Consider the following 24,152-nt stretch of genomic DNA (forward strand, 5'->3'; position numbering starts at 1 on the left):
ACCACTTACCGGCCTTGGCCAAGGCACATCCCGAGCGGTCCACAACCCAGAGGCCCCCCATCGAACTCTTCGACCGCATGCTGACGCCGGACCGGCGGGCGCTCGACGTGCTGAGGGTTGAAGTGCGCACCGGAGACGGGACCGAGAAGGCACGCCCGCGCCGTCGGGGTCTACCGCCTGTGGCGCGACGGCGGCTTCGCCGTCGCGCCCTCCTCGCCGACGCCTACGGCATCACCACCGCGATCTGGACCGTCGCCGCCCTCACCGCCGTCTCCGGCCTGATCGTCGCCGTCCGCATGTACGAGACACACCCTCCAAAGCCCTGAGCCATACCCAGACGACTCGTCGGAGCCCAGTCTCCCGGATACTTCCCCATACCTTCGGCCTCAGAATGGCCTCAACGCCGCAGCAGAGCCGACCAGAACACGCCTCACCAGCTACGTTTCCGGGCGCATACGTGCAGGTCAGAGCAACATCAGCCGACACAGACCAACCTGGCGTCAAACTCGCGAGCAGCGGATTCAGTCCATTGAGCGGGAGTTGACGGTCCGACACCTCACGAGGAACGTTTCCGCAGGTCATCAACCTGCACAAGTGGGGCGGGTGGGACTCGAACCCACGGCCGACGGATTATGAGTCCTTTGGGGATCTTGGCGGCCCTTGCCGATTAAGGCGTGGCGGGGCATCGCGACGCGCTACGACAAGACCCCGGAAAGCTACCTCGCCGGGCTTCACCTGCGCGCCTCGGCGATCTGGATCAAAGACCTCACCCGAACCAGAGCCGAGAGCCGCGCAGGTGATCGAGGGGCGTAGCTTGTCGGGATCGCAGGTGTGGACTCTCAGCGGCAGCTGCATGCCCGGACGTCGGGATTTCGGTGGCCCGCTGCCGCCCGGGGAGTGGGGATTGTGCGCCACCGGCGCCGCGCCGGCCCGCGGGCTCAGGTGAGGGCGGCCGCCAGGCAGGCAAAGGCGGCGATGATGACGGCGACACGGACGTGGTGCCAGCGGTCCCAGCGCTTCATCTGCTCCTTCCAGTCGGCCGGCCGGCTGCCGGCGGTCCACGTCTTGACCCGGTTGTTGATCGGGACGAGCACCAGGATCGACATGAGCACGCTGACGATCAGCAGCGCGGCGGCGGTCACGACGAGGCCGGTGCCATCGTCGTCCCATCCGGCGACGGCCCAGACCCCGACGAGGACGAGCGAGCCGATGTACCAGAACGGCATCACGGCGCCGCCCAGTCGGGCCCCGTGGACGCGGCCGCGCAGGCCGTTGTCGCCGGGGAGTGCGTTGAGGATCGGGTTGCTGAAGAAGGGGACGGAGAACTCCACCCCCACCATCACGCCGACGACCACGATGGTGACGACCTCGAGTGCATTGAGCATGATGACCCCTCTTGGTATCTAGCATCGCTAGCTGATGGGGCAACGCTAGTACTGTTGCCGCTCGCTTGTCTAGCGATGCTAGGATCGAATCATGTCGGTACAGGAGCGCAAGCAGCGCGAACGGGCGACCCGCGAGCGCCTCATCGTGGCCACGGCCCGCGAACTCGCCGAGCAGCAGGGCTGGGACGCGGTCACCACCCGGCGGCTCGCCGAACGCATCGAATACAGTCAGCCCGTCCTCTACAGCCACTTCCGCGGCAAGCGCGAGATCATCGGCGCCGTCGCTCTGCAGGGCGCTTCCGAGATGGCCGTGGCGATGCGGGCCGCGACCGCCGCCGCCGACGGCCCCCGCGCCCGGGCCACCGCGCTGGCCCGTGCCTACCTCGCCTTCGCCGAACGCCATCCGGCGGTCTACGACGCCCTGTTCCAGCTCGACGGCGGCCTGGCGTACGCGCAGGAGGACACCCCCGAACCGTTGAAGGACGCCTTCGCCGCGCTGCTGGAGACTCTCGGCGAGGTCGCCGGGGACGGCGTGCGCCCGGAGCTGTTCACCGAGACGTTCTGGGCGTCCCTGCACGGACTGGCCACCCTGACCCGAGCGGGACGGCTCCCGCCGGAGGACACCGAGCGCAGGACGGAGCTGCTGGTGGACCGGCTCGCCATGCTCTGACGCACCGTCCCGGATGGCACACGGCCGGGGTCCTCGGGCCCCGCTGCCTGCCTGCGGCATCGCTTCCGGTCACTCGCGCCCACACGGCGCAGCCGCAGATCGCCGGCCCCGTACCCCCGACGGGGCACCCGGCCCGGAAGCTGCGGTGCTCATTGATCACGACTCGATACGCGCCCTAGATCGTCGTGACGCCGAAGCTCTTGAGCTTGCGGTACAGCGACGAGCGCGCGATCCCCAGTGCTGCCGCGGCCTGGACGCGGTTCCCGTTGGCGTCGTGGAGTGCCTTGATGATGGCGTCGCGCTCGATGGCCTCCATGCCGGTGAGCTGGCGCCTGGCCGCGTTGTGGCAGTAGCCGGGCAGGTCCTGGGGCTGGATCTCTCCGACGGGCCGTCTGAGGAGTGCCGCGGACAAGGCGTCCTCGAGCTGGGTGATGTTGTGGGGCCAGGAGTAGTGGCAGATCACCCGCAGCGCCGCGGGGCTGACCCGGGTATCGCGTTTCGCGGAGATCTTGTTGAGTACCTGGACGACCACTGCGGGGATGTCCTCGGTGCGGTGGCGCAGCGGCGGCACCGTCGCGGCCTGCTGGAAGTGCGCCAGAAGGTCATGGAACGGCAGATCGGAGTCGATGTTGGCATCGGACAGCGTGGCGGCGACATAGACAGGGCGGTCGCTGTCGGCCAGGGCGAGCAGGAACGTGTTGAGCCGTTCGACTCCCTGAGTCGACAGCTGGTCGATCTTCCGGAAGATGTACAGCGTCGGAAGGGCCGTCGCCTCCAGGGCGACCTCGGCGTCGGTGTAGCTCGAGTGCGAGATGTCCACCGCGTCGATGAGCACGCTGCGGCCACCGGGATTGACCCGGTGATAGATCTCGGCGACGAGTGAGAACTTGCCGGTACCGGTCTCTCCCATGACCAGGAGCGCCTCATGGCGGGACAGGGCCGACGCGATGTCCCTGCACGCGCGTTTCCACAGGGGCGACCGGCCGCTGCCGCTCAGAGTGGAGGGCGTGAGAAGCTGCGACAGGTTCAGGCCCGCTCCGGTGTCCATGGCCGGAGGGGGGACCGCCTCTTCGGCGGCCAGGGGGCTCGGCCTGTCGGGACTGCCCTCCGCCACCAGAGCGACCTCGACGACGATGCCCACCACGTCGTGCCCCGCGGTGATACGAGTGCCGCGGATGCGGACGACCTTTCCTGTGCTCAACTCCAGCTGGTCCACGGCGCGGTCCCGGCGGCTCATGAGGTGGTGCGCGTGGTCCTGGACGGTCTGCTGTTCCGCCGGCGTGAGCAGAACGTGGGCGAAGGCGTTGGCCATCGTCACCGTTCCGCCGAGTGCCATGACAGCGTCCCGCGATCGTGCGTCGACGCGGACGAACGTCTCGAAGAGGGCTTGTTGGCTGTGGCTGCGGTCGAGCAGCAGATTGCGTTCGATCTCGTGGGCGGCGGCCCTGACCAGCGAGTGCATCAGCGGATTCGAGTGCTCGGTCAGGCAGCTGATGTCGAGGACGCCTTCGATACGGCCGCTGAGCGGATCCCGTACGGGGGCTCCGGAGCATGCGAACGGCTGCAGGCACTCATGGAAATGTTCGGGTCCGACGATATGAATCGGCTGGCCGGACTCGAATACCGTGCCGACACCGTTCGTCCCGATCCCGCCCTCGGCGTATCCGAAGCCGGGGGCGAACGAGACGTTGTCGAGCATCAGTCCGATCGTCCGGGCGGTGTCGACGCGGGTCAGTACCCGGGCCTTTCCGTCGCTCAGGGCGATGCTGAGCGGTATCTCCGCGGTCTCCTCGCTCAGCCGGTCGATGATCGGTTGTGAGCAGCGGACCAGTCGGCTGGACATGTCCAGGTCGTTGTGGAAGGCCGCCTGAGAGGTGCTGGCATCCACGCCGGCCGTGCGTGAGCGCCGCCACGACGCGGCCACCGCGTCGTTGACCCTGCCCTCAACGGCCGATCCGGATGTGAGAAACCCAGTGCGAGCGGCAGCGATCGCGACTCGCCGGTCGACAGCCTCCATCTGGCACCACTTCCATGTGGGAATCCTTCGATCTTCTCGACCGGAACCCTCCCAGGGAAGGGCTGCGACCAGAACGGCGGCTCTCGCAAGTGTCCGAATGTGGGACACGCCGCCTCCTGGAACAAGGCGCACATTTGTCGCCAGTTCTCCTGGGAGCCGCCCGGCGGAGACCTGCGTCACCGACATCCCTCGCAGCCGTAAGGGAATTCTTCATGCAACGTCTGATCAACATCGACAACGGTGGGACGCTCACCGACATCTGTGTCTGGGACGGTCAGGACTTCACGTACACCAAGACGCTGACCACCCCGTTCGACCTGTCCAAGTGCCTCTTCGACGGCATCACAAAGGCGTCGGAGGCCGTCTACGGTGCCGCCGACATCGAGGCCCTGCTGCACAGCACACGGCACATCCGGTACTCGACCACCCAGGGCACCAACGCCCTGGTGGAGCGCAAGGGTCCCCGCATCGGCCTCATCACCGACGACCCGGCGGTCGTCGAGGAGCTGCGGTCGACCGAGAGCGAGGCGAGTCTCTTCGACGACCTCATCGGCACACGGGTCGCCACCGTCGATCCACACGCGGACGAGGAATCCCTAAGCTTCGACCTCGTGCAGCGGGTCAACAAGCTGACGACCGACGGCGCGGCGCGCATCGTCGTCGCGGTGGGTGACTCCGACGGCCGGGACGAGCGCCGACTGCGCGGCATCCTGCTGCGCAGGTTCCCCCGGCACCTGCTGGGCTCGGTGCCGATCCTCTACTCCTGGGAGTTCACCGCCGACCGGGTGCGCTCGCGCCGGATCTGGTCCGGGGCGATCAACGCCTTTCTGCATCCGACGATGGAACGCTTTCTCTACAACGCCGAGGACAGGCTCCGATCGCACCGCGTGAAGAACCCGCTGCTCATCTACCGCAACGACGGAGCCTCCTCCCGGGTGGCCAAGTCGGTGGCGCTCAAGACGTATTCCTCGGGTCCGCGCGGCGGCCTTGAGGGCACCCGCGCCCTGGCCAGGGCGTACGGCCTGGGGCACGTCCTGATGATCGACGTCGGAGGGACGACCACCGACGTCGGATCGGTCAAGAACGGTCGGATCGCGGACGAGCGGCGCGGCTCGGTCAAGGGCGTGCCGATCTCGTTCCCCATGAGCGACGTCCACTCCAGCGGTGTCGGCGGCAGCTCGGTCATCACCGTCCGGGACGGCCGCATCACGGTCGGGCCGGAGAGCGTCGGCGCAGCGCCCGGGCCGGCCTGCTTCGGTTTCGGTGGCAAGAGCGCCACCATCACCGACGTCAACCTGCTGCTCGGCGTGCTGGACCCCACGACCTACCTGGACGGGGACTTCAGCCTCGACGCTGAGCGTTCGAAGGCGGTCGTCACCGCGACCGTCGCCGAGCCGCTGGGCGTCAGCCTCGAAGAGGCACTCCTGCGGATGGAGGCGGCGTACTTCGCCACGGTGGCGAACGCGTTCGCCGGCAGCATCGAGGACGCAGCGGACACGACCATCGCGGCCTTCGGCGGCGCCGGCCCGATGAGCGCCTGCGGCGCCGCCCGGCTCAGCGACGTCAAGACGATACTCGTCCCGAAGCTCGCAGCGGTCTTCTCCGCCTTCGGGATCAGCTTCTCCGACATCGGACAGAGCTACGAGGCCGGCCTCCCGGAGGCCTCGGCCGCGACGGCCGCGACGGTGCACGACTCGCTGCTGGAGCGTGCCGAGCGCGACATGTTCCAGGAAGGACACGAGCTGGCCTCGTGCGTCCTTCAGTGGAGCGTCGTCGTGGAGGAGCAGGACGGGGCGCTGGTCGACGAGGTCCCGTACGCGTACGGCGACGCTCCGGCCGTCGGCACCGGCCTGCACGGTTCGCTCAGACTCACGGTCACCGCCGCGCTTCCGCACGTCGAACTCGCAGGCAACGAGACACTCGCGCCCCGGCCGGCCGTGTCATCGGGCGTGAGGCGGGTGCGTTCGAGCCCGGACCAGGTGGAGGACGTGCCGGTCTACTCGCTCGTCGAGCAGCAGCCCGGCGCCACCGCCATGGGACCGGCCCTCGTCGAGGGCCCCTTCTTCACCGCCCGCGTCCTGGAGGGCTGGCAGCTCCACGTCACCGCCGGGTGCGACCTGCTGCTCACCGACACCCGCTGACCCGGCGTCCTCCAGCGTCCTCCAGCTCACGAAAGGCGGATCACCATGCGCGTACCCATGACCGAGTACCTGCTCATCGACCTGGACACCGAACGGTGGCTGTGCCGGGTCTGCGACCACGACCTCGGCGACGCCCGCGGCAACTACAAGGAGGGAACGCTGGTCTACGACCGCGATCCCCGGGAGATCCACCAGCCGATCATCGACCCGCAGCGGTACGAGTTCACCTTCTCCCCGGACCCGACGTACTGCCGCATCCTCGAGTTCTACTGCCCCGGCTGCGCCACCCAGATGGAGACCGAGTACGTGCCTCCGGGCCACCCGCCGACCGTCGACATGCTCTGGGACATCGACGCGCTGCGCGCCCAGTGGCAGAAGCGCGGCACCGACCCGATGACAGCCGTCGCGTACGGCCCCGGCGACGACGTCCAGCGGCACAGCCACGCCGCCGACGCCCACTGACCCTCATCCGGAAACCGGAAAGGAGACCGTCACATGAAGCGCATCTCCGTCGACATCGGCGGCACGTTCACCGACTGCTTCTTCGTCTGGGACGAGAGGTACGTCGAGGCCAAGGCACTGACGACGCATCACAACCTGGCGCTCGGTTTCAACGAAGCCCTGGACCTGGCCTGTTCGCGGGCCGGCCTGGACCGCGACCAGGTTCTCTCCGAGGTCGACTCCGTCCGCTACGCGACCACGCTCGGCACCAACGCGCTCATCGAACGCAAGGGCCCCAAGGTCGGCGCCATCGTGACGCACGGGTTCGAGGACACCATCCCCCTGTCCCGGGGCCGCGGCTACGGCGAGGGTCTCGACCCTTCGATGCAGCAGAACCTGCCGGCGGCCGAGCGCCCGGAGCCGCTCGTTCCCCGGCAGCTCATCCGCTCGGTCAAGGAGCGGGTCAACTCCGCGGGCAAGGTCGTCGTCCCCCTCCACGAGAAGGACGTGCGCAGCATGGTGCGCGAGCTCGTGGACGCCGGGGCCGAGGCGGTGGTCGTCTCGCTCACCAACGCCACCGAGAACCCCGACCACGAGCTGCGGATCCAGGAGATCATCCTGGAGGAGTACCCGCCGCACGAACTCGGCGCCATCCCCGTCCTGCTGGGACACCAGGTGTCCGGCCGCAAGGGCGAGTACGTACGTGCGACGTCCACCATCGTGGACGGTTTCCTGCACGGGATCATGTTCCACGCCCTGAGCCAGCTCGCGAACAACCTGCGTGAGTCCGGTTACGACAAGCCGATGCTGGTCATCCACAACTCCGGTGGCATGGCGCAGATGAACTCCACCGACGCCCTGCAGACCATCCACTCCGGCCCCATCGCCGGCGTCGGCGCGGCCGAGCACCTGTCCCGTGAGACCGGAATCGGCCATGTCATCTCCACCGACATGGGCGGCACGTCCTTCGACATCGGTCTGGTCCCGGAGGGCGGTGTCAAGCACTACGACTTCCAGCCGACGATCGACCGCTGGCTGGTGTCGGTGCCGATGATCCACCTGCTGACCCTGGGAGCCGGTGGCGGCTCCATCGCCTCGTACGACCGGATCCACAAGGGCGTCAAACTCGGTCCCGAGTCGGCGGGATCCGAGCCCGGCCCGGCGTGTTACGACCGGGGCGGTCTGCTGGCCACCGTCACCGACGCCGACCTGCTGCTCGGTTATCTCGACCCGGACAACTACGCCAACGGGTTCATCAAGCTCAACCCCAGGCGGTCCGTCTTCGCGATCGAGGAGACGCTCTGCGACGAGCTCGACATGGACGTCATCCAGGCGGCCAAGGAGATCAAGCGCGGCGTCGACGAGCAGATGGCCATCGGTATCGCCAAGGAGCTGCGGGTACGGGGCTATCTCCCCGAGGACTTCACCATGCTCGCCTACGGCGGCAACGGTCCGCTGCACGCCTGCGGCATCGCCGACCAGGCCGGGATCAAGAAGATCCTCGCGCCGCCCTTCGCCTCGGTGTTCTCCGCCCTGGGCGCCGGCAACATGAAGCAGCTCCACATCCACGAACGCGGCGCCCACGTGGTGATGTACAACGCCACGACGCGGGCGCTCTACGACCGCTACGACGAGTTCAACACCATCGTCGAGCAGCTCGAGGCGAAAGGCCGGGAGGACCTGGTGCGCCAGGGCTTCGACCCGGCGGAGGTGCGCCACCGGCTCGAGATGGACATGCGCTACGGCAACCAACTCGTCACCACCGCCGTGGTGTTCGACATCGACCGGATCCACTCGGTCGGCGACGTCCTGAACATGATCCGGACCTTCTCCGACATCTACGGTCAGCGCTACGGCAAGGGCTCCGAGGCACCCGAGGCCGGCATCCGGGTCCAGACCATCCGCGTCGCCTCGTACGTCGACGGCGACGTCGTGAAGTTCGACTCCCTCGAGTACGCGGGCGAGCGCACCGTGCCGACCCCGGTGAGCCACCGCCAGGTCCACTTCACCGGCGCGGACGAACCGGTCAGCACGCCGATCCACGACGCCGCCACGCTGACCCACCACCACCTGATCCCCGGCCCGGCCATCGTCACCACCGAGAACACCACCTACCTCGTCGAGCCCGGCTGGCGCCTGGAGCCCACACCCCAGGGTGCCGTCTGGTTCCTGCGCGACTGAGCCCCGCCCACAGACTTCAAGGAGCAGCGAAATGACCGCCATTCACGAGTCTCCGGTGTCCGGGCTGACGGCCCAGGAGCAGCAGTGGGTCGACCAGTTCATGGACGAGACAACCCTCTTTCTGGGACCCGACCGGGAGATCATGCGCTCCCACCACATCGCGCCCCGCTCGGTCCAGGAGGACGAGTACATAGCCAAGGGCATCGACCCGCTGCAGATCGACCGCATCCGCAAGCGGCTCGCCGGCGCCCTCGACGAGGGCTACGAGATGTGCGAGGCCATGGGCGCGGCGCCCGGTGCGAAGTGGGGCGATCTCACCACCGCCGTCTACACGGCCGCCGGTGACGTCACCTATCTGTCCTGCCACGGGGTGATCGCCTTCTCGGCGATCCTGCACCATCCGATCCGGTACATCATGAAGTACTGGAAGGACGAGCCGACGGTGGGCATCCACCCCGGCGACGGCTTCATCCACAACGACGCCCGCTACGGCAACGTGCACAACACCGACCAGTCGATGATCATGCCGATCATCCGCGACGGCGAGGTCATCGCCTGGGTCGCCGCCACCATTCACGAGGGCGAGAACGGTGCCTGCGAGCCCGGGGGCATGCCCTCCGGCTCGGAGACCCCGTTCGACGACGGTCTGCGCATGAGCCCCTTCAAGATCGTCGAACGGGGTGAGCTGCGCCGGGACCTGCTGACCTTCCTGCAGCACTCCGTCCGTGACCCCAAGCTGCAACTGGCGGACATGAAGGTCAAGATCGGTGCCGTACAGCGCATCATGGAGCGCATCGACCTCCTGATCGACGAGGTCGGCGTCGAGACCTTTGTGGCCGCCCTGCGCGTCACCGTCGAGGACGTCGAGGAGGAAGTCCGCCGCAGGATCAGCGAACTGCCGGACGGCACGGTCAGCTTCAACCAGTTCATGGACTCCACGCTGAAGGAGAACATCCTCATCAAGCTCGCCTGCAAGGTGACCGTCAAGGGCGACAAGATGACGGTCGACCTTCGCGGGACCGGGCCGGAGATCCTCAACCGTGCCATCAACTCCCCCCTGTGCTCGGTGAAGTCGATGTTCATGCAGGCGATCCTGGCCTTCTGGTGGCCGGACCTGCCCCGCTGCACCTCGGCCATGAGTCCGATCGAGATCATCTCCGACGAGCACACCTGGGCGGACGCCGGCTACGACGCGCCGATGGGACAGTCGCTGCAGGCATCCTTCCGCGGATTCTCGGCCCTGCAGTCGTCCTGGGCGAAGCTGCAGTTCGCCAACCCGGAGAAGTTCTCCAACGTCATCGCTCCCTGGTTCAACCAGATCAACACCTTCCTGTGGGGCGGTGTCACCCAGCACGGCGACCAGGTCGGCAACCTCTGCGCGGACCTGAACGGGATGCCGGGCGGGGCCAAGCCCTTCCTGGACGGTGAGGACGCCGTCTCCCCGCTGTTCTGCGCCATGGCCGACACGGCCGAGCAGGAGGTCATGGAGGAGGAGGTGCCCTTCATGCAACTCGTCTCCAAGCGCCTGGTCCGCGACAACATGGGCTTCGGCAAGCACACCGGCGGCATGGGTTACGAGATGATCGTCGCCAGCGAGGGCACTCCGCTGTGGGGCTTCATGACGGTGACCTCCGGTGCCAAGTTCTCCTCCGTGTACGGCATGTTCGGCGGCTACGGCTGCGGCACCTACCCGCTGGCCCGCGTCAAGGGCATCAACGTCTACGACGTCCTGCGCGAGGACCCCAGCCGCTTCGACCTGTCCATCGAGAAGGTCATGAACGAACAGCCCTTCGAGGGCGGCCAGTACATGACCGACCACATGGGGCTGCAGTTCGACGTCGCCAAGGACGGCGAGCTGTACATGATGAGCCAGGGAGCCGGCGGCGGCTACGGCGACGTCCTGGAGCGCGACCCGCTCGCCGTGGTCAAGGACGTCGAACTCAAGCGGATCAGCGAAAAGGTCGCCCGGGACATCTTCGCCGTGGACTTCGACCCGGACACGTTCATCCTGGACGCCGAGGGCACGAAGGAACTGCGCGCCCAGGCCCGCCAGGACCGGCTTCGGCGCGGCAAGCCGTACGCCGAGTTCATCGAGGAGTTCGTCACCGCCGAGCCCGCCGAGGACCTGCTGTACTACGGCTCCTGGGGCGACGACACCGAGGAGCTGACCGCCACGGTGTTCGGTATCGACGGACCTCAGCGGGTCACCGCTCCGATCGCCGAGATGCCGATCGTCATGCTTCCGGACCGCCGGGACCTGAAGGTCGCACAGCTGGAAGCCCGGGTGCGCGAGCTGGAGGACAAGCACGGCGAAGACGTGCATCGCAAGTCCTGAGTCATCCGCGACGGCCGGCCGCCCGATCGGCACCACCGGTGGAGGAGCCAGTGCTCCGCCGGTGGTGAACCCGGCCGGCCTCGGGTTCCGCGGCCCGTAATTCTCGCAGCCCGTACTTCTCCAGCCCCGTTCCTCAAACTCCTCGAAGCCAGGATCCCTCATGGCCACGGACTTCACCTCGATCGTCTCCGCACCGCCTTCGGGCCGCCGGACAGCGCTCGTCATCGACCACCACCGGTACACGCAAGCCGTCATCCTGCGGGGCAGGCCGGTCCCGTGGGCGGACCCGACCGCTTACGCGCAGTACGCGCGGCAGGCCCAGGGCCTGCTCCGACCCGACGCCACCCTGCTCGAACTGGGCGCCTTCTACGACCAGGTCCTCGCCGTCGACGACGCGCTCAGGTCGTCCCTGTCCGCCCGGACACGTACCGGATACGCACTCAAGACTCTCCTGGCCGACGCCAGGGTCGCCGGCCAGGCCGTCGAGCTGGCCGGTGTCGTGGCGCAGACCTCCGGGGCGCCACTGATCCTGCAGATCCCGTCACCCATGTGCTGGCTGGCACGAACGCATGCGCTGAGTGGCGCCGGCTCCGTGACCGACCTCAACGCCGACCACGCGGAGAACGCCGCCATGTACGTCGCGGACTGGCTACGGCGGCTGTCGGCCCTTCCGGTGGCGATGCTGCTCCTCGACGACCGCCCGCCCGGTACGCAGCAGCCGACGCCTGTCGAGGACTCGGCGTACAAGCCCGTCTCCAACGTCACCGACCACTACCGGTGGACGCTCGGCCGGCGGACCCAGGACGGCGTCGGCCTCCTCGGTTCCCCTGTCACCGGGACGCTGATCCCGCACACCTACTGGCTCACCGACGACGCGCACGCGCCCTCGGGTGACTTCCTCGTCGCCGACATCCCGGCGGACGCCGTGCCCGAGACCGTTCTCTCACAACTCGCCAAGCTCGCCTGAAAGCTCGCCTGAAAGCTCGTCTGAAAGCTCGTCTGAAAGGGGAACAGACCGTGGACAAGGTGGTCTCCACCGCCACCCAGGCCGTCGCCGGAATCGGCGACGGAGCAACCATCGCCTCGGGCGGCTTCGGCATCTGCGGAATTCCCGCCGTACTCATCGACGCGATCGCGGACGCGGGCATCACGGGTCTGGAGATCTACTCCAACAACTGCGGGACCGACGGGATCGGCCTGGGAAAGCTCCTGCAACGCAAGCAGATCCGGCGCATGGTCTCGTCCTACGTCGGCGAGAACAAGGAGTTCGCACGCCAGTACATGAGTGGTGAACTCGAGGTCGAACTCACCCCCCAGGGCACGCTGGCCGAGCGCCTGCGCGCCGCGGGGGTCGGCATTCCCGCCTTCTACACCAGGACCGGCACGGGAACCCAGGTCGCGACCGGGGGACTGCCCTGGCGGTACGCACAGGACGGCTCGGTGGCCGTCGCCTCGCCGCCGAAACCGGTGTCGGAATTCGAGGGAAGATCGTTCCTGCTCGAACGGGCACTGGCCGCCGACTTCGCCCTCGTACGGGCCTGGAAGGGCGACCGCCACGGCAACCTCGTATTCCGCATGTCCGCCCGCAACTTCAACCCCGTCTGCGCCATGGCCGGAAAGATCGCCGTCGCAGAGGTCGAGCACCTGGTCGAGCCCGGCGACCTGGACCCCGACTCCATCCACCTCCCCGGCGTCTACATCGACCGGGTCCTGCCCCTGACGGCCGCTCAGGTCGCGGACAAGGGCATCGAACGACTGACCACCCGCCCCCGCCCGTCCGAGCTCCCGGGAGAGTGACGATGCCACTGACCAGGGAACAGATGGCAGCCCGCGCGGCGCGGGAACTGCGCGACGGCGACTACGTCAACCTCGGGATCGGCCTGCCGACACTGGTCCCGAACCACGTCCCCGCCGGCGTCGAGCTGGTCCTGCAGTCCGAGAACGGCATCCTCGGCACAGGTCCGTATCCGTACTCCGGCGACCAGGACCCGGACCTGATCAACGCGGGCAAGGAGACCGTGACCGTCCAGGCGGGCGCCAGCTTCTTCGACTCGAGCACGAGCTTCGGCATGATCCGCTCCGGCAAGATCGACGCGGCGATCCTCGGGGCCATGCAGGTCTCCGCGCAGGGGGACATCGCCAACTGGGCGATCCCCGGGAAAATGATCAAGGGTATGGGCGGTGCGATGGACCTGGTCCATGGCGCCCGCAAAGTCATCGTCCTGATGGAACACCTGGCCAGGGACGGCGGCTTCAAGGTCGTGAGCCGCTGCTCCCTGCCGCTGACCGGCCAACGGGTCGTCCACCGCATCATCACCGACCTGGCCGTCCTCGACGTCACCGAACACGGGCTACGACTGGTGGAGTGCGCCCCTGGTGTCACCGAGGCCGAGGTACGGGCGGCGACCGAACCGGAACTGATCACGAGGCCGGCGTGAACACCGCGCTCCTGCTCGACCGTGCCGCCACCGCCACACCCGAACGCACGGCGGTCTACTTGGGCGCCCAACCGCTCCTCACCTACCGGGAATTGAGGGACCGGGTCGCCGCACTGGCCGCGGCGATGACCGATCTCGGCTGCGCTCCCGGAGAGCGCGTCGCGATCGTCATGAACAACCGGCCGGAGTACCTCGAGGTGCTCTTCGCCACATGGTGGGCAGGCCTTGCCGTCGTGCCGGTCAACGCCAAGCTCCATCCCCGCGAAGTGGCCTGGATCGTCCAGGACGCCGGAGCACGCCTCGTCGTCACCGACGAGGAACACGTCGCGGGAGTCGTCGGCGCTTCGGCGGGAAAGCCGCTGCTGGTGGCGGACAGCGCCGAGTACGACGCGCTCGCCGGATCCCGGGGCGCGGTGACGTCGCCGCCGCGGTCCATGACCCCGACCGACCTCGCCTGGCTCTTCTACACCTCGGGTACGACCGGGCGGCCGAAGGGGGTGATGCTCGGCCACCGCCAGCTGCTGGCGCTGACCCTCAGCTATCACGCCCAGATCGACAACGTCGGCCCCGACGACCGCACCCTTTACGCCGCGCCCATGTCGCACGGAGCGGGCCTGTACAGCCCTGTGTTCACGCTCCGCGGCTCGGGGCACGTCTTCCCGCCCAGCGGCCGGTTCGACGCGGCGGAAACCTGCCGCATCTCACGGGCTCTGGGGCGGGTGTCCCTGTTCGCCGCGCCCACCATGGTCAACCGACTCGTCAGGCATGTCACCGAGACCGAGAAGGGGACCGGGACATCGGTCAAGGACACCATGGCGTTCCGAACCATCGTCTACGGCGGCGGCCCGATGTACGTGGACGACCTGCTCCGGGCGCGCGACGTCCTCGGCGACTGTCTCACCCAGATCTACGGCCAGGGCGAGTCGCCGATGACCATCACCACGCTCGGCCGGGATGTGATCGCCGACGAGAGCCATCCAGGTCGGCAGCACCGGATCGCCGGTGTCGGCACGGCATTTGCCCTGTGCGACGTCAAAGTGGTGGACGCCGACGGGGCGCAACTGCCGCCCGGGACGACGGGCGAGATCGTTGTGCGAGGGGACACCGTCATGCTCGGCTACTGGCACAACCCCGAGGCCACCGCCCGCACTCTCCACGACGGCTGGCTCTGGACCGGCGACATGGGCAGCCTGGACGAGGAGGGCTACCTCACGCTGAAGGACCGCTCCAAGGATGTGATCATCTCCGGCGGCACCAACATCTACCCGCGCGAGGTGGAGGAGGTGCTCCTCCAGCACCCGAACGTCACCGAAGTCTCGGTGATCGGCAAGGCCGACCCCGAATGGGGCGAGGCCGTGGTGGCCTGCGTGGTTGTCGACGACAGCGCGGTCGACGCCGTACAGCTGGACGAGTTCTGCCGGCAGCACATGACCGCGTTCAAACGCCCCAGGCATTACCACTTCCTCGACACCCTGCCGAAGAGCGACAACGGCAAGGTCATCAAAGCTGTGCTGCGCACGGCCTATTCAGAGCCTTCACCCGTGTCCGCCTCGGCAGGTCGGCTCCCGGCGCAGCAAAAGGAATCACCATGACGACGCAGCGGCCCGTGTGGATCATCGGTGGCTACCAGAGCGACTTCGCCCGCAGCTTCACCAAGGAGTCGCTGGAATCAACGACCTCGATGAATCGCCCTGCCGCATGTTCCGTCATACCGAGCGAATTGCCCGCACGACAAGCTCTGCGGTTGTCGTGCGCCCTGACGGGCCGCTCGCCAGGAGACACCGACGTGTTCGGCGCGACGCGCACCTGGCGTACAGGACAGTTCCTGGTTGAGAGCGGGGGCGGCGTCGAGCAGAGCCGAGTCCCATCATCGCTCGGGAGGCATGGGCCGCGATCCTCGGACCCGCCCGCAGCGGATTCCCCTTCCAACGCGTAGAGGAGACTCGGCGCGACGTATCACGAGGACGCTCGCCCCGCGAGGCGGCGCTGCCACGCGTCGCGCAGTGCGGGGACGATGCCGCGCGGCAGGAACAGCACGACGAGGATGAGAAAGGCGGCGTACACGGCGTAGTTGAGGATGCTGGGGGCGCTGGCGGGCATGCCCGGCCTGGAGCCCAGGTCGTTGAGGAACTGCACGATCAGGGTGATCGCGGTGGCGCCCAGGAGCGCGCCCCAGATGGTGCCGAGCCCGCCGACGACGGCCATCACCAGGAACTGGATGGACAGCAGGACCGGGAACGACCCCGGATTGATGTAGCCGATGAAGAAGGCGTAGATCCCTCCGGCGAGTCCGGCGAACGCGGCGGCCAGGGTGAACACGGCGAGTTTGTAGCGGGCCACCGGCACTCCGCTGGCACTCGCCGCCGTCTCGCTGGTGGCCAGCGCACGCAGTCCGCGGCCGGCCCGTGAGGTGACGACGTTGCGGGCGACCAGGACGGTGACGGCCACGGCAGCCCAGGCGAGGTAGGCGTAGTGGATGTCCTCGCCGAGTTCCGTACCTCCGGCGGACAGTCGTGGGATGCCCTGCAGACCGACCGAGCCGCCGGCCCAGTCCGCCTCGCCGAGCAAGGAGATGAGGATGAGCTGCAGGGCGATGGTGGCGAAGGCCAGGTGGTGCCCTCGCAGCCGCAGCAGCGGTCCGCCGATGGCGGCGGCGAACAGTGCGGCGATCAGTGGTGCCGCGGCCAGCGCCAGCAGCGGCGGCGTGCCGTGGACGCTCAGCAGGCCGGCCGCGTAGGCGCCGATGGCGTAGAACGACGCCTGGCCGATGGAGACCTGGCCCGCGTAACCCATGAGCAGGCTCAGCCCGACGGTGACCATGGCGGACAGGGCGAGCAGGATGTACACCGAGAGCTGGCTGGTGGTCAGCATCGGAGGCAGGGCGAGGGTCACGGCCACCGCCGCGCCTGCGGCGACGAGGCCGGCCCGCCTTCCCCGGCCGGCGAAACGGGCGCCGAGGGGCCCTCGGGCGTCCGACGACTCGGTGTCCCCCGTGCCGCCCGCGCCGCCGGGGGGCTGGGAGGTGGCCCGTTCACGGCCGGAGGTGACGGCGCTCATATCGTGCTGCCTTTCTGGTGCGGCGGATACGGATCGAGCACGGACGAGGTGCCCCATGCGTGCATACGCCCGGTGTACGCGGCGGGCAGCGGGCTCCCACAGAGGACTGATGAGGCGTCATCCGGCCTCCGCCACGACGCTGTGGGTGCGGGCCGCCTGCCCGATCATCAGCGCCAGGACCAGACCCAGCGCCACCACGGTCTGGTACGTGGCGCTTCCATAGCCCGCGACCATCGCTTCGGCCACTCCGAGGAACAGCGCACCGGCCAGGGTGCGGCCGATGTGATGCATGGACCCGACGACCGCCGCCGCGAAACCGTTGATGATCAGCGCCACGTCGGAGTCGAAGGCCACCGAGTTCATGGGCGCCAGCAGAACGCCGGCCAGACCGCCGAGAGCGCCGCCGATGGCGAAGGCGATCAGCCCCATGCGGGTGACGGAGATCCCGACGACGCGGGCCGCGTACGGGTTGGATGAGCACGCGGAGAGGGCCTTGCCGGCGTCGGTACGGCCGAACAGTGCGGCCATCGCGGCGAAGACGGCCATGGTGACGCCGATGATGAGCAGGTAGTGGGTCTGGATACGAGCGCCGAACACGGTCACGGCGCCGGAGAGCCCCTCGGAGGACCGGCCCTGGTCCCCCCAGAGCATGACCTCCACGGCGTACGCCAGAATGCCCAGTCCCAGGGTGACCATCAGCGCGGCCTGCGGCGAGGTGCCCCGCCGGCCGATGGCGATCATGCCGAAGAGCAGTCCCACGACGGCGGCGACGGCGACCCCGAGCAGTTCGGCGAGCCCGTGCGGGAGGCCGGTGTCGAGGAGCGAGATGGCGGTCAGCGCCCCGACGACGGCGAAGGTGCCCTGGGCGAAGTTGACCACGCGCGTCACCCGGTGGATGAGCACCAGGCCGCTGCCGATCAGCGCGATGCCGCAGCCGGTGCCCAGTCCGGTGATGAGGTAGACGAGGAAGTCGCTCATTTCGCCTCCCGTGTCGCGGCCTGCGCGGCCTGGACGGCGGTGTCCTGGTTGCCCCGGGCGGTCTTGGCAGTGCCGGGCGTGAGTGCGGGGTCGGCCGTGGCCCGGTCGTCCGGACCTGGGGCGTCCGGGCCCGGGCCGTCCGCATGTGGGGCGTCCGGGCTTGGGGCGTCCTGAGCGTCCAGAGGGCTCGGGAGTACCTGGGCCTCGCCGAGGTAGGCCCGGGCGATGTCGGGGCTGGCGGCAAGGTCGGCGCTGTCGCCCTCGGCGGCGATCCGTCCCGCTTCCAGGACGTAGGCGCGGCTGCACAGGTCCAGGGCGAGCCGCGCGTTCTGCTCGATGAGCACAACGGCCGTGCCCTGCTCCCGGTTGAGCTCGGTCAGGTGCTCGGCGAGGTCGGCGACGATGAGGGGCGCGAGGCCGAGGGACAGCTCGTCGATCACGAGGACCTCCGGCCGGCTCATCAGGGCGCGTCCGACGGCGACCATCTGCTGCTGGCCTCCCGACAGCCCGCCCGCCTTCCGGTCGCGTACCCGCACCAGGTCCGGAAGGAGCTCGTACACCCATGAGGTGTCACGCTGCTTGCGACGGCTCTTGCCGCGGCCGGGCAGCTGCCAGGCACCCAGGCGCAGATTGTCGTCGACGGTGAGGTCGCCGAACATCTGCCGCCCCTCGGGTACCTGAGCGATCCTGGCCCGGACCACCACGCTGCCGGAGGCCGGCGTCAGGATCCCCGTCAGGGTGTTGACCAGGGTGGACTTGCCGGCCCCGTTGGGCCCGACGAGGGCGACCATCTCACCGGGCGCGACACGCAGCGAGACGTTGTCGAGAGCGGTCGCCGCGCCGTAGCGGACCACCAGGTCGCGTACCTCGACGGCATCGCTCCGGGACGGTTGCGAGACGTTCATGCGGCCGCCTCCGTGCCCAGATACGCGGTGACGACCCGCGGGTCGGTACGTATCTCATCCGGTGTGCCCTCGGCGATGACCTTGCCCAGGTCCAGAACGGTGACACGGTCGGCGAGGCGGCCGACCAGGGCGACGTCGTGTTCGACGAGCATGATGGTGAGTCCGTCCGCACGCAGTTGCTCGATGAGGTCGGCGAGCCGGTCCCGTTCCCCGGCCCGCAGGCCGGAGGCGGGTTCGTCGAGGAGCAGCAGGGTGGGTTCCCCGCACAGGGCGCGGGCGACCTGGAGCGCGCGCTGCTGCCCGAGCGGCAGCAGCTCCGCGGGGCGGTCCGCCCAGGCCTCGAGCCCGACCCGCTGTACCGCCTCGCGTGCCCGCTCGGCGATCAGGCGTTCCTCTCGGCGGTGGCGCGGCAGCCTGAGTGCGGCTGCGGCAAACCCGGCGCCGGTGGTGGCGTGGGCGCCGACCATCGCGTTCTCCAGCACGCTCATCCCGTGGAAGACGCGGGCGCCCTGGAAGACGATGGCGATCCCCAGGCGGGCTCTGTGGTGGGGCGACAGCCGGTCGATGCGTCGTCCGTCGAGTCGGATCTCGCCCCGCTCGGCGGGCAGTTGACCGCTGACCAGGTTGAACAGGGTCGACTTGCCCGCCCCGTTGGGACCGATGATTCCGAGGGTGCTCCCACGGTCCACCGTCAGGTCGACGCCGTCCACGGCGTACACCCCGCCGAACGACCGTGACAGGCCGCTCACCCGGAGCAGGGGCTCGGTCACTCGGCCACCTTCTCCAACTCGCTCTTCGACCAGACGGTCGGCACGAACGTGCCGTCGGTGACGGCGTTGACCGAGATGTAGTCGGGGGACAGGCCCGAGTGGTCCTTCTCGCTGTAGCGGTAGGTGCCGTTCGGGGTGGTGAGCGTCAGCTCCTCCATCGCCTGCCGGATCTTCTCGTGGTCGGTGCTCTTCGCCTTCTCGATGGCGGCGGCCAGCAGCTGGACGCCGGTGTATCCGTCCTGCGCGAACTGCGGCGGCCGGTAGTTGTACTTCTGCGTAAACGGCTTGTTGACGGCCTCGATGGCCTTCTTCTGGGCTCCGTCCGGGAGCGTGTCGCCGACCAGGCCGATGGAACTGGCGACGATGGCGCCCTCGGCGGCCTTGCCGGCCGGGCCGAGCCACAGCTTGCTGGCCTGGGAGCCGGTGAAGGAGATCGGGATGTCCAGTCCCGAGGCGGCGTACTGCTTGGTGAGGACGACGGACGCGGGGCCGGTCACCCACACCGCGAGCGCCTGGGCGTCGGTGCCCTTGACGTGCGTGAAGACGGCGCTGAAGTCGGACGCGGTGCTCTGGATCTCCTCGGTGGCGACGACCTCGATGCCGTACTCCCCGGCCTTCGCCTTCATCGCCTTGTAGCCGGCGGTCGGATACGCGGTCTTGGTGTCGTAGGCCACGGCCAGCTTGGTGACGCCCTCCGACTTGTAGTACTGCAGCAGCCGCTCGGCGTAGTCGGAGGCCAGGGCCGGTACGACGAAGACGTAGGGATGGACGGGCGCCACCTGCTCGTCGGCCGGGCTCAGGGAGATGTACGGGATCTCCGCCCGGTCCACCGCGGGCAGCGTGGCCAGCGCCGACCCTGCGGACGGTGAGCCGAGGACCGCGGTCACGCCCTGGTCCTTGAATGCGTTGAAGGCAAGTACGGACTGGTCGGGCAGGCTCTTGTCGTCCTTGACCGTCAGCTCCAGCTTCCGTCCGAGGACCCCGCCGTCCTTGTTGATCTGCTCGACTGCCAGTTCCGCGGCCTTGCGGCCCTCGGTACCGAGGGTCTGGAGCTGACCGGTGAGCGAGGTGATCATGCCGATCTCGATCGGGCCGTCATCAGCGGAGGAGGACTCGGACGAACCGCCTCCGCACGCTGTGACGGTGAGCACCAGACCGATGGCGAGAGTGGCAAGGGGCGTACGAGGGCGCACGGGAACCTCCCGGATACGGAGCGGGAACGGCACGGGGAAGAGGCACAGGGAAGAGGCACGGGGGAAAGACGCACACGCACCCGGAGAAGACCCCGTGTGCACGAAAACGACGTAGGAAGAGCCGTTTTGCGGGCTTTTGCGGCTTGCAGCCCAATCGACGGGTTGAACATAAGCCGCGACCACATGGGGGTCAACACTTCAAGCCGAGATTCTTGGACTCAAGTCCAAATCTACTCTCGGGTCCGCCGATCGCCAGGACGAGACGGACGTACCGCAGGGCCAGCCACGAACCGGGCGAGGCCCCCGCCCGTCATCGACGGGACACCGACGACCGCACCGCCTGCAGGTCAGCCGCCATGACGCCTCAGCGGCGCCCCCGCCCCTCCGCTCCCTCCGCGCCGGTCACGGATGCGCGAGGATGCCCAGCAGGATGATGTCGAGCGCCCCATCGAGGCGGCCGGGCAGGTCGAACGGCGGCGGCTCCTCGCGGATCCAGCGCAGGACCGAGGAGAAGTAGCAGGACGCGAGCAGAGCGCCGGCCTGGTCGGGGTCGACCTGCGACCGGATCTCTCCGCGCTGTCGCCCCTCCTCGACGATCTTCGTGAGTTCGGTTTCCAGGGAAGGATCCTGCAGCAGGCGGCCGAAGCGTGCGGAGGCGTCCATCAGGACAGTGGTCTCCGCACGGGAGGCGACGTTGAGGTCGGCCATCTCCCCCAGGTAGCGGCGCAGCCGGTCGCCGACCGGCAGGTCCTCGGCGTGCTCCTGGCCGAGGATGGCCGCGACCCGGGCCCGGCGGCGGACGCCCCACTCCTCCAGAAAGCCGACCTTCTGTGAGAAGTGATTGAAGACGGTGGCCCGGGCGACGTCGGCGGACTCGGCGATCTGCTCCATGGTCGTCGCCTCGTATCCCTGGGCGACGAACAATTCCACCGCGGCGCCGTAGAGCTGGTCGCGCACCTGCTGTCGCTTCCGCTCGCGGCGCCCGAGGGACGGGGCGCCCTGTGCGGGTGCGCCTCCCGCCTCAGAGATCGTCATGGGCCCAGTACAGCACAGGCATACGCAGGTATTGACCTCCCCGAGCCACCTCTTTAGATTACGCCCCATGAATGGACTCAAGTCCATCAATGGATCTCAGTCTCGATTTGCTGCTTCGGGACGTGGACAGGAGGCAGCGTGGCTTCCGTGCTTTCCCCAGCCAGCCGGATCGACCTCGGCCATGGCTGTCAGGCGTGGGTACCGGGTACGGCCGGATGGGGTATGAGCAACGCCGGGCTGGTCACCGGCCGGGGCGAGTCCCTGCTCGTCGACACCCTCTACGACCTGCGCCTCACCCGGGCCATGCTCGACGGGCTGGCGCCGGTGACCGACGCCGCGCCCGTCTCGACCGTGGTCAACACCCATGGCAACGGCGACCACTGGTTCGGCAACCAGCTCGTGGCCCACGCCGAGATCATCGCGGCCCGTGGCTCACTGACCGACATGCGGCAGGTGGGCCCGGCCGAGATGCGGGCACTGACCAGCGCGGACACTGCCGCGGGACGGTTCGCCCGCCGGATCTTCGGCCGCTTCGACTACTCCGGCGTCCAGCCCGTGCTTCCGCACCGGGTGTTCGACGGCGAGACGGTCCTGGACATCGGCGGGACGGAGGTCCGTCTGATCGACGTGGGCCCCGCACACAGCGCCGGGGACACGATCGTCCATGTCCCGCGTGCGCGGACCGTCTACACCGGAGACATCGTGTTCGCCGGCTCCACACCCGTCATATGGCACGGCCCGTTCGCCAACTGGCTCACCGCCTGCGACCTGCTCCTCAGCCTCGACGTGGACATCATCGTGCCCGGCCACGGCCCGGTCACCACGAAGGAGGCGGTCCGCACCGTCCGCGACTATCTGTTGTACGTCCACGAACAGGCCACCGCCCGCTTCAGCGCGGGAATGCCCGCCGAGGCAGCCGGACGCGACATCAGCCTCGGACGCTTCGCCGACCTCGACGAGAGCGAACGCCTCGCCGTCAACGTGCACACCGTCTACCGCGAACTCGACCCCTCGCTACCCCCGCTCGACGGCCCCCGGCTCTTCGGCCGCATGGCCGACCTCGCCTGCCCCTGCCCCGGCCTCTGAGCCGCATCAGGCCCGGGGGCCATTGCCTGGCCGTATCGCCTCGGTCTCCCCCGAACCCGCCAAGGAGAAGACATGGTCACCAGCACCGTCCACGGCGCACCCGCCGTCCCTTCCGGCCGCCCGTCCACCCGGCACACCGGCACCGTCATCGCCGGATGCCTGGCGATCCGCCCCGCCTGGATCCACCCCGCCCCGACCGAGACAGAGGAGAGCGCGGCGTGAAGTTCGCGACCTTCGTGCACGACGGGAAGCGGCAGGCGGGAGTCGTCGCCGATGACCATGTCCACCCCTTCCAGTACCCCGCCGTGCTGCTGGACCTGATCGTGGAGGGCGAGGAGTCCCTGCACAGGGCGGGAGAACGCGCGCTGACCGGCTCGCTGCCGGTGCCCCTGGCCGACGTCGGGCTGCTGCCGCCGCTCCAGCCGCCGACCGTCCGCGACTACATGACCTTCGAGAGCCATGTCGCGGGTGTCGCCCGGGGATACGGTGACACCGTCCCCGAGGAGTGGTACGCCGCGCCCGCGTTCTATTTCACCAACCCGTACGCGACGATCGGCGCCCAGGAAGACGTACCCGTGCCACCCGGTTGCCTCCGCTTCGACTTCGAACTCGAGGTGGCCGCCGTCATCGGCAAGGCCGGCCGGGACCTGACCCCCGAGCAGGCTCGCGAGCACATCATCGGCTACACGATCCTCAACGACTGGTCCGCTCGCGACCTCCAGGGCCGCGAGATGAGGGTCAAACTCGGCCCCGCCAAGGGCAAAGACACCGCCACCACTCTCGGCCCCTGGCTCGTCACCGCCGACGAACTCGAGCCCCACCGCAATGCGGAGGGCTTCCTCGACCTGGCCCTCACCGTCCAGGTCAACGGCGAGACGATCGGGCGGGACAGGCTGGCCAACATGGCCTGGACGTTCGAGGAGATGGCGGCGTATGCCTCCCGCGGCACATGGATCCGCCCCGGCGACGTCCTCGGCTCCGGCACCTGCGGCAACGGCGGCTGCCTGGCCGAACTCTGGGGCCACAACGGCGCCTTGGAGCCCTCACCGCTCATCCCCGGCGACACCGTCACCATGACGGTCGAGGGCATCGGAACCCTCAGCAACACCGTCGTCGAGGGCGTCGCTCCGGTTCCTCTGCCCCCTGCCCGCCGCAGGCAATGACCGCCGTACGTCCGGGAAACAGGGCCGGGGCGACGGGCTCGGCCCCGTCCCCGACTCCTGCCCCAGACGGCGTAGGCGATGGTCCCAGGCAGCCACTTCCGATTACCTGCGTCCTGCCGGCGTCCCGAATTCAGCGTCCAACCGCTCGCACAGGCCACTTGCGGCGGCTTGCCCCGGTGGTGGGCGTAACACGTCTATGCAGGTCAGAGAACTTCGAACCAACGCCGATGGCAACACCATTGAACTCATGAGCAGCGGATTCAGTCCGTTGCCCCAAAGTCCTGAATCCGCACACCCGCTGAGACGTTTCCGCAGGTCACAGACCTACACAGTGGGGCGGGTGGGACTCGTGGGGCG

The 24,152-nt window shown here is 68.7% G+C and carries 21 protein-coding genes; 13 read left to right on the top strand and 8 right to left on the bottom strand.

The features are described from left to right. Window positions 1-77 precede the first annotated feature (77 nt). A complete protein-coding gene (locus tag ACGFNK_RS00810; RefSeq protein ID WP_393410569.1) occupies window positions 78-326 on the top strand; it encodes a hypothetical protein in 249 nt (82 codons plus the stop codon). A 612-nt stretch (window positions 327-938) separates the two neighbouring features. On the opposite strand, the gene ACGFNK_RS00815 is transcribed toward ACGFNK_RS00810, so the two are convergent. Next, a complete protein-coding gene (locus tag ACGFNK_RS00815) occupies window positions 939-1,385 on the bottom strand; it encodes an anthrone oxygenase family protein (RefSeq protein ID WP_393410571.1) in 447 nt (148 codons plus the stop codon). Between the two features lie 91 nt (window positions 1,386-1,476). Here ACGFNK_RS00815 and ACGFNK_RS00820 point away from each other — a divergent pair, with 91 nt between their 5' ends. Beyond that, entirely contained in the window at window positions 1,477-2,055 is a 579-nt protein-coding gene (locus ACGFNK_RS00820) for a TetR/AcrR family transcriptional regulator (protein ID WP_393410573.1), read from the top strand. A 175-nt stretch (window positions 2,056-2,230) separates the two neighbouring features. Here ACGFNK_RS00820 and ACGFNK_RS00825 read toward each other — a convergent pair whose 3' ends face one another. Continuing rightward, window positions 2,231-3,943: a sigma-54-dependent Fis family transcriptional regulator gene (locus tag ACGFNK_RS00825; protein ID WP_393410575.1), complete on the bottom strand. Its 1,713-nt coding sequence runs from the start codon at window positions 3,941-3,943 to the stop codon at window positions 2,231-2,233. 341 nt (window positions 3,944-4,284) lie between these two features. On the opposite strand from ACGFNK_RS00825, the gene ACGFNK_RS00830 reads away from it, so the two are divergent. From ACGFNK_RS00830 to ACGFNK_RS00865, 8 genes are all read left to right on the top strand, one after another. Continuing rightward, the gene (locus ACGFNK_RS00830; RefSeq protein ID WP_393410577.1) at window positions 4,285-6,213 is read left to right on the top strand and encodes a hydantoinase/oxoprolinase family protein; all 1,929 of its coding nucleotides are present in this window, start codon (window positions 4,285-4,287) and stop codon (window positions 6,211-6,213) included. A 45-nt stretch (window positions 6,214-6,258) separates the two neighbouring features. Continuing rightward, a complete protein-coding gene (locus ACGFNK_RS00835; RefSeq protein WP_386339722.1) occupies window positions 6,259-6,675 on the top strand; it encodes an acetone carboxylase subunit gamma in 417 nt (138 codons plus the stop codon). Window positions 6,676-6,708: 33 nt separating this feature from the next. Next, window positions 6,709-8,835: a hydantoinase/oxoprolinase family protein gene (locus ACGFNK_RS00840; protein ID WP_393410579.1), complete on the top strand. Its 2,127-nt coding sequence runs from the start codon at window positions 6,709-6,711 to the stop codon at window positions 8,833-8,835. Between the two features lie 31 nt (window positions 8,836-8,866). Continuing rightward, window positions 8,867-11,170: a hydantoinase B/oxoprolinase family protein gene (locus tag ACGFNK_RS00845; RefSeq protein ID WP_393410581.1), complete on the top strand. Its 2,304-nt coding sequence runs from the start codon at window positions 8,867-8,869 to the stop codon at window positions 11,168-11,170. A 160-nt stretch (window positions 11,171-11,330) separates the two neighbouring features. Next, window positions 11,331-12,137, top strand: a complete 807-nt coding sequence (locus ACGFNK_RS00850; RefSeq protein WP_393410583.1) for a hypothetical protein — start codon at window positions 11,331-11,333, stop codon at window positions 12,135-12,137. 50 nt (window positions 12,138-12,187) lie between these two features. After that, window positions 12,188-12,967 (top strand): CoA transferase subunit A, encoded by a 780-nt coding sequence (locus ACGFNK_RS00855; RefSeq protein ID WP_393410585.1) that lies wholly within the window; start codon window positions 12,188-12,190, stop codon window positions 12,965-12,967. Window positions 12,968-12,969: 2 nt separating this feature from the next. Continuing rightward, a complete protein-coding gene (locus ACGFNK_RS00860) occupies window positions 12,970-13,608 on the top strand; it encodes a CoA transferase subunit B (protein ID WP_393410587.1) in 639 nt (212 codons plus the stop codon). Beyond that, window positions 13,605-15,200: a class I adenylate-forming enzyme family protein gene (locus ACGFNK_RS00865; RefSeq protein ID WP_393410589.1), complete on the top strand. Its 1,596-nt coding sequence runs from the start codon at window positions 13,605-13,607 to the stop codon at window positions 15,198-15,200. Before ACGFNK_RS00860 ends, ACGFNK_RS00865 begins: the two co-directional genes overlap by 4 nt. 364 nt (window positions 15,201-15,564) lie before the next feature. Here the strand turns inward: ACGFNK_RS00865 and ACGFNK_RS00870 are convergent, their stop codons facing one another. The 6 genes from ACGFNK_RS00870 to ACGFNK_RS00895 all read right to left on the bottom strand — a co-directional run bounded on the left by ACGFNK_RS00870 (window position 15,565) and on the right by ACGFNK_RS00895 (window position 21,546). Then, window positions 15,565-16,665 carry a branched-chain amino acid ABC transporter permease gene (locus tag ACGFNK_RS00870; RefSeq protein WP_393410591.1) on the bottom strand — a complete coding sequence of 367 codons (1,101 nt, stop codon included), beginning with the start codon at window positions 16,663-16,665 and terminating at the stop codon, window positions 15,565-15,567. Window positions 16,666-16,782: 117 nt separating this feature from the next. After that, complete coding sequence (locus ACGFNK_RS00875) at window positions 16,783-17,643, bottom strand: branched-chain amino acid ABC transporter permease (protein ID WP_393410593.1); 861 nt, start codon at window positions 17,641-17,643, stop codon at window positions 16,783-16,785. Beyond that, window positions 17,640-18,548 (bottom strand): ABC transporter ATP-binding protein, encoded by a 909-nt coding sequence (locus tag ACGFNK_RS00880; RefSeq protein WP_393410595.1) that lies wholly within the window; start codon window positions 18,546-18,548, stop codon window positions 17,640-17,642. The genes ACGFNK_RS00875 and ACGFNK_RS00880 overlap by 4 nt, the downstream gene beginning before the upstream one ends. After that, window positions 18,545-19,318 carry an ABC transporter ATP-binding protein gene (locus ACGFNK_RS00885; protein ID WP_393410597.1) on the bottom strand — a complete coding sequence of 258 codons (774 nt, stop codon included), beginning with the start codon at window positions 19,316-19,318 and terminating at the stop codon, window positions 18,545-18,547. The genes ACGFNK_RS00880 and ACGFNK_RS00885 overlap by 4 nt, the downstream gene beginning before the upstream one ends. Beyond that, window positions 19,315-20,511 (bottom strand): ABC transporter substrate-binding protein, encoded by a 1,197-nt coding sequence (locus tag ACGFNK_RS00890; protein WP_393410599.1) that lies wholly within the window; start codon window positions 20,509-20,511, stop codon window positions 19,315-19,317. The genes ACGFNK_RS00885 and ACGFNK_RS00890 overlap by 4 nt, the downstream gene beginning before the upstream one ends. A 402-nt stretch (window positions 20,512-20,913) precedes the next feature. Then, window positions 20,914-21,546, bottom strand: coding sequence for a TetR/AcrR family transcriptional regulator (locus ACGFNK_RS00895; protein WP_393410601.1), 633 nt, complete (start codon window positions 21,544-21,546; stop codon window positions 20,914-20,916). 138 nt (window positions 21,547-21,684) lie between these two features. On the opposite strand from ACGFNK_RS00895, the gene ACGFNK_RS00900 reads away from it, so the two are divergent. The 3 genes from ACGFNK_RS00900 to ACGFNK_RS00910 all read left to right on the top strand — a co-directional run bounded on the left by ACGFNK_RS00900 (window position 21,685) and on the right by ACGFNK_RS00910 (window position 23,795). Further along, on the top strand, window positions 21,685-22,632 hold the full coding sequence (locus ACGFNK_RS00900; protein ID WP_393410603.1) for an MBL fold metallo-hydrolase: 948 nt from the start codon (window positions 21,685-21,687) through the stop codon (window positions 22,630-22,632). 72 nt (window positions 22,633-22,704) lie between these two features. After that, window positions 22,705-22,854 (top strand): hypothetical protein, encoded by a 150-nt coding sequence (locus ACGFNK_RS00905; RefSeq protein WP_157857457.1) that lies wholly within the window; start codon window positions 22,705-22,707, stop codon window positions 22,852-22,854. Then, on the top strand, window positions 22,851-23,795 hold the full coding sequence (locus ACGFNK_RS00910) for a fumarylacetoacetate hydrolase family protein (RefSeq protein ID WP_393410605.1): 945 nt from the start codon (window positions 22,851-22,853) through the stop codon (window positions 23,793-23,795). The genes ACGFNK_RS00905 and ACGFNK_RS00910 overlap by 4 nt, the downstream gene beginning before the upstream one ends. The last annotated feature ends 357 nt before the right edge of the window (window positions 23,796-24,152 follow it).

The organism is Streptomyces sp. NPDC048825, from assembly GCF_043198355.1.
Classification (GTDB): Bacteria; Actinomycetota; Actinomycetes; order Streptomycetales; family Streptomycetaceae; genus Streptomyces; species Streptomyces xiangluensis.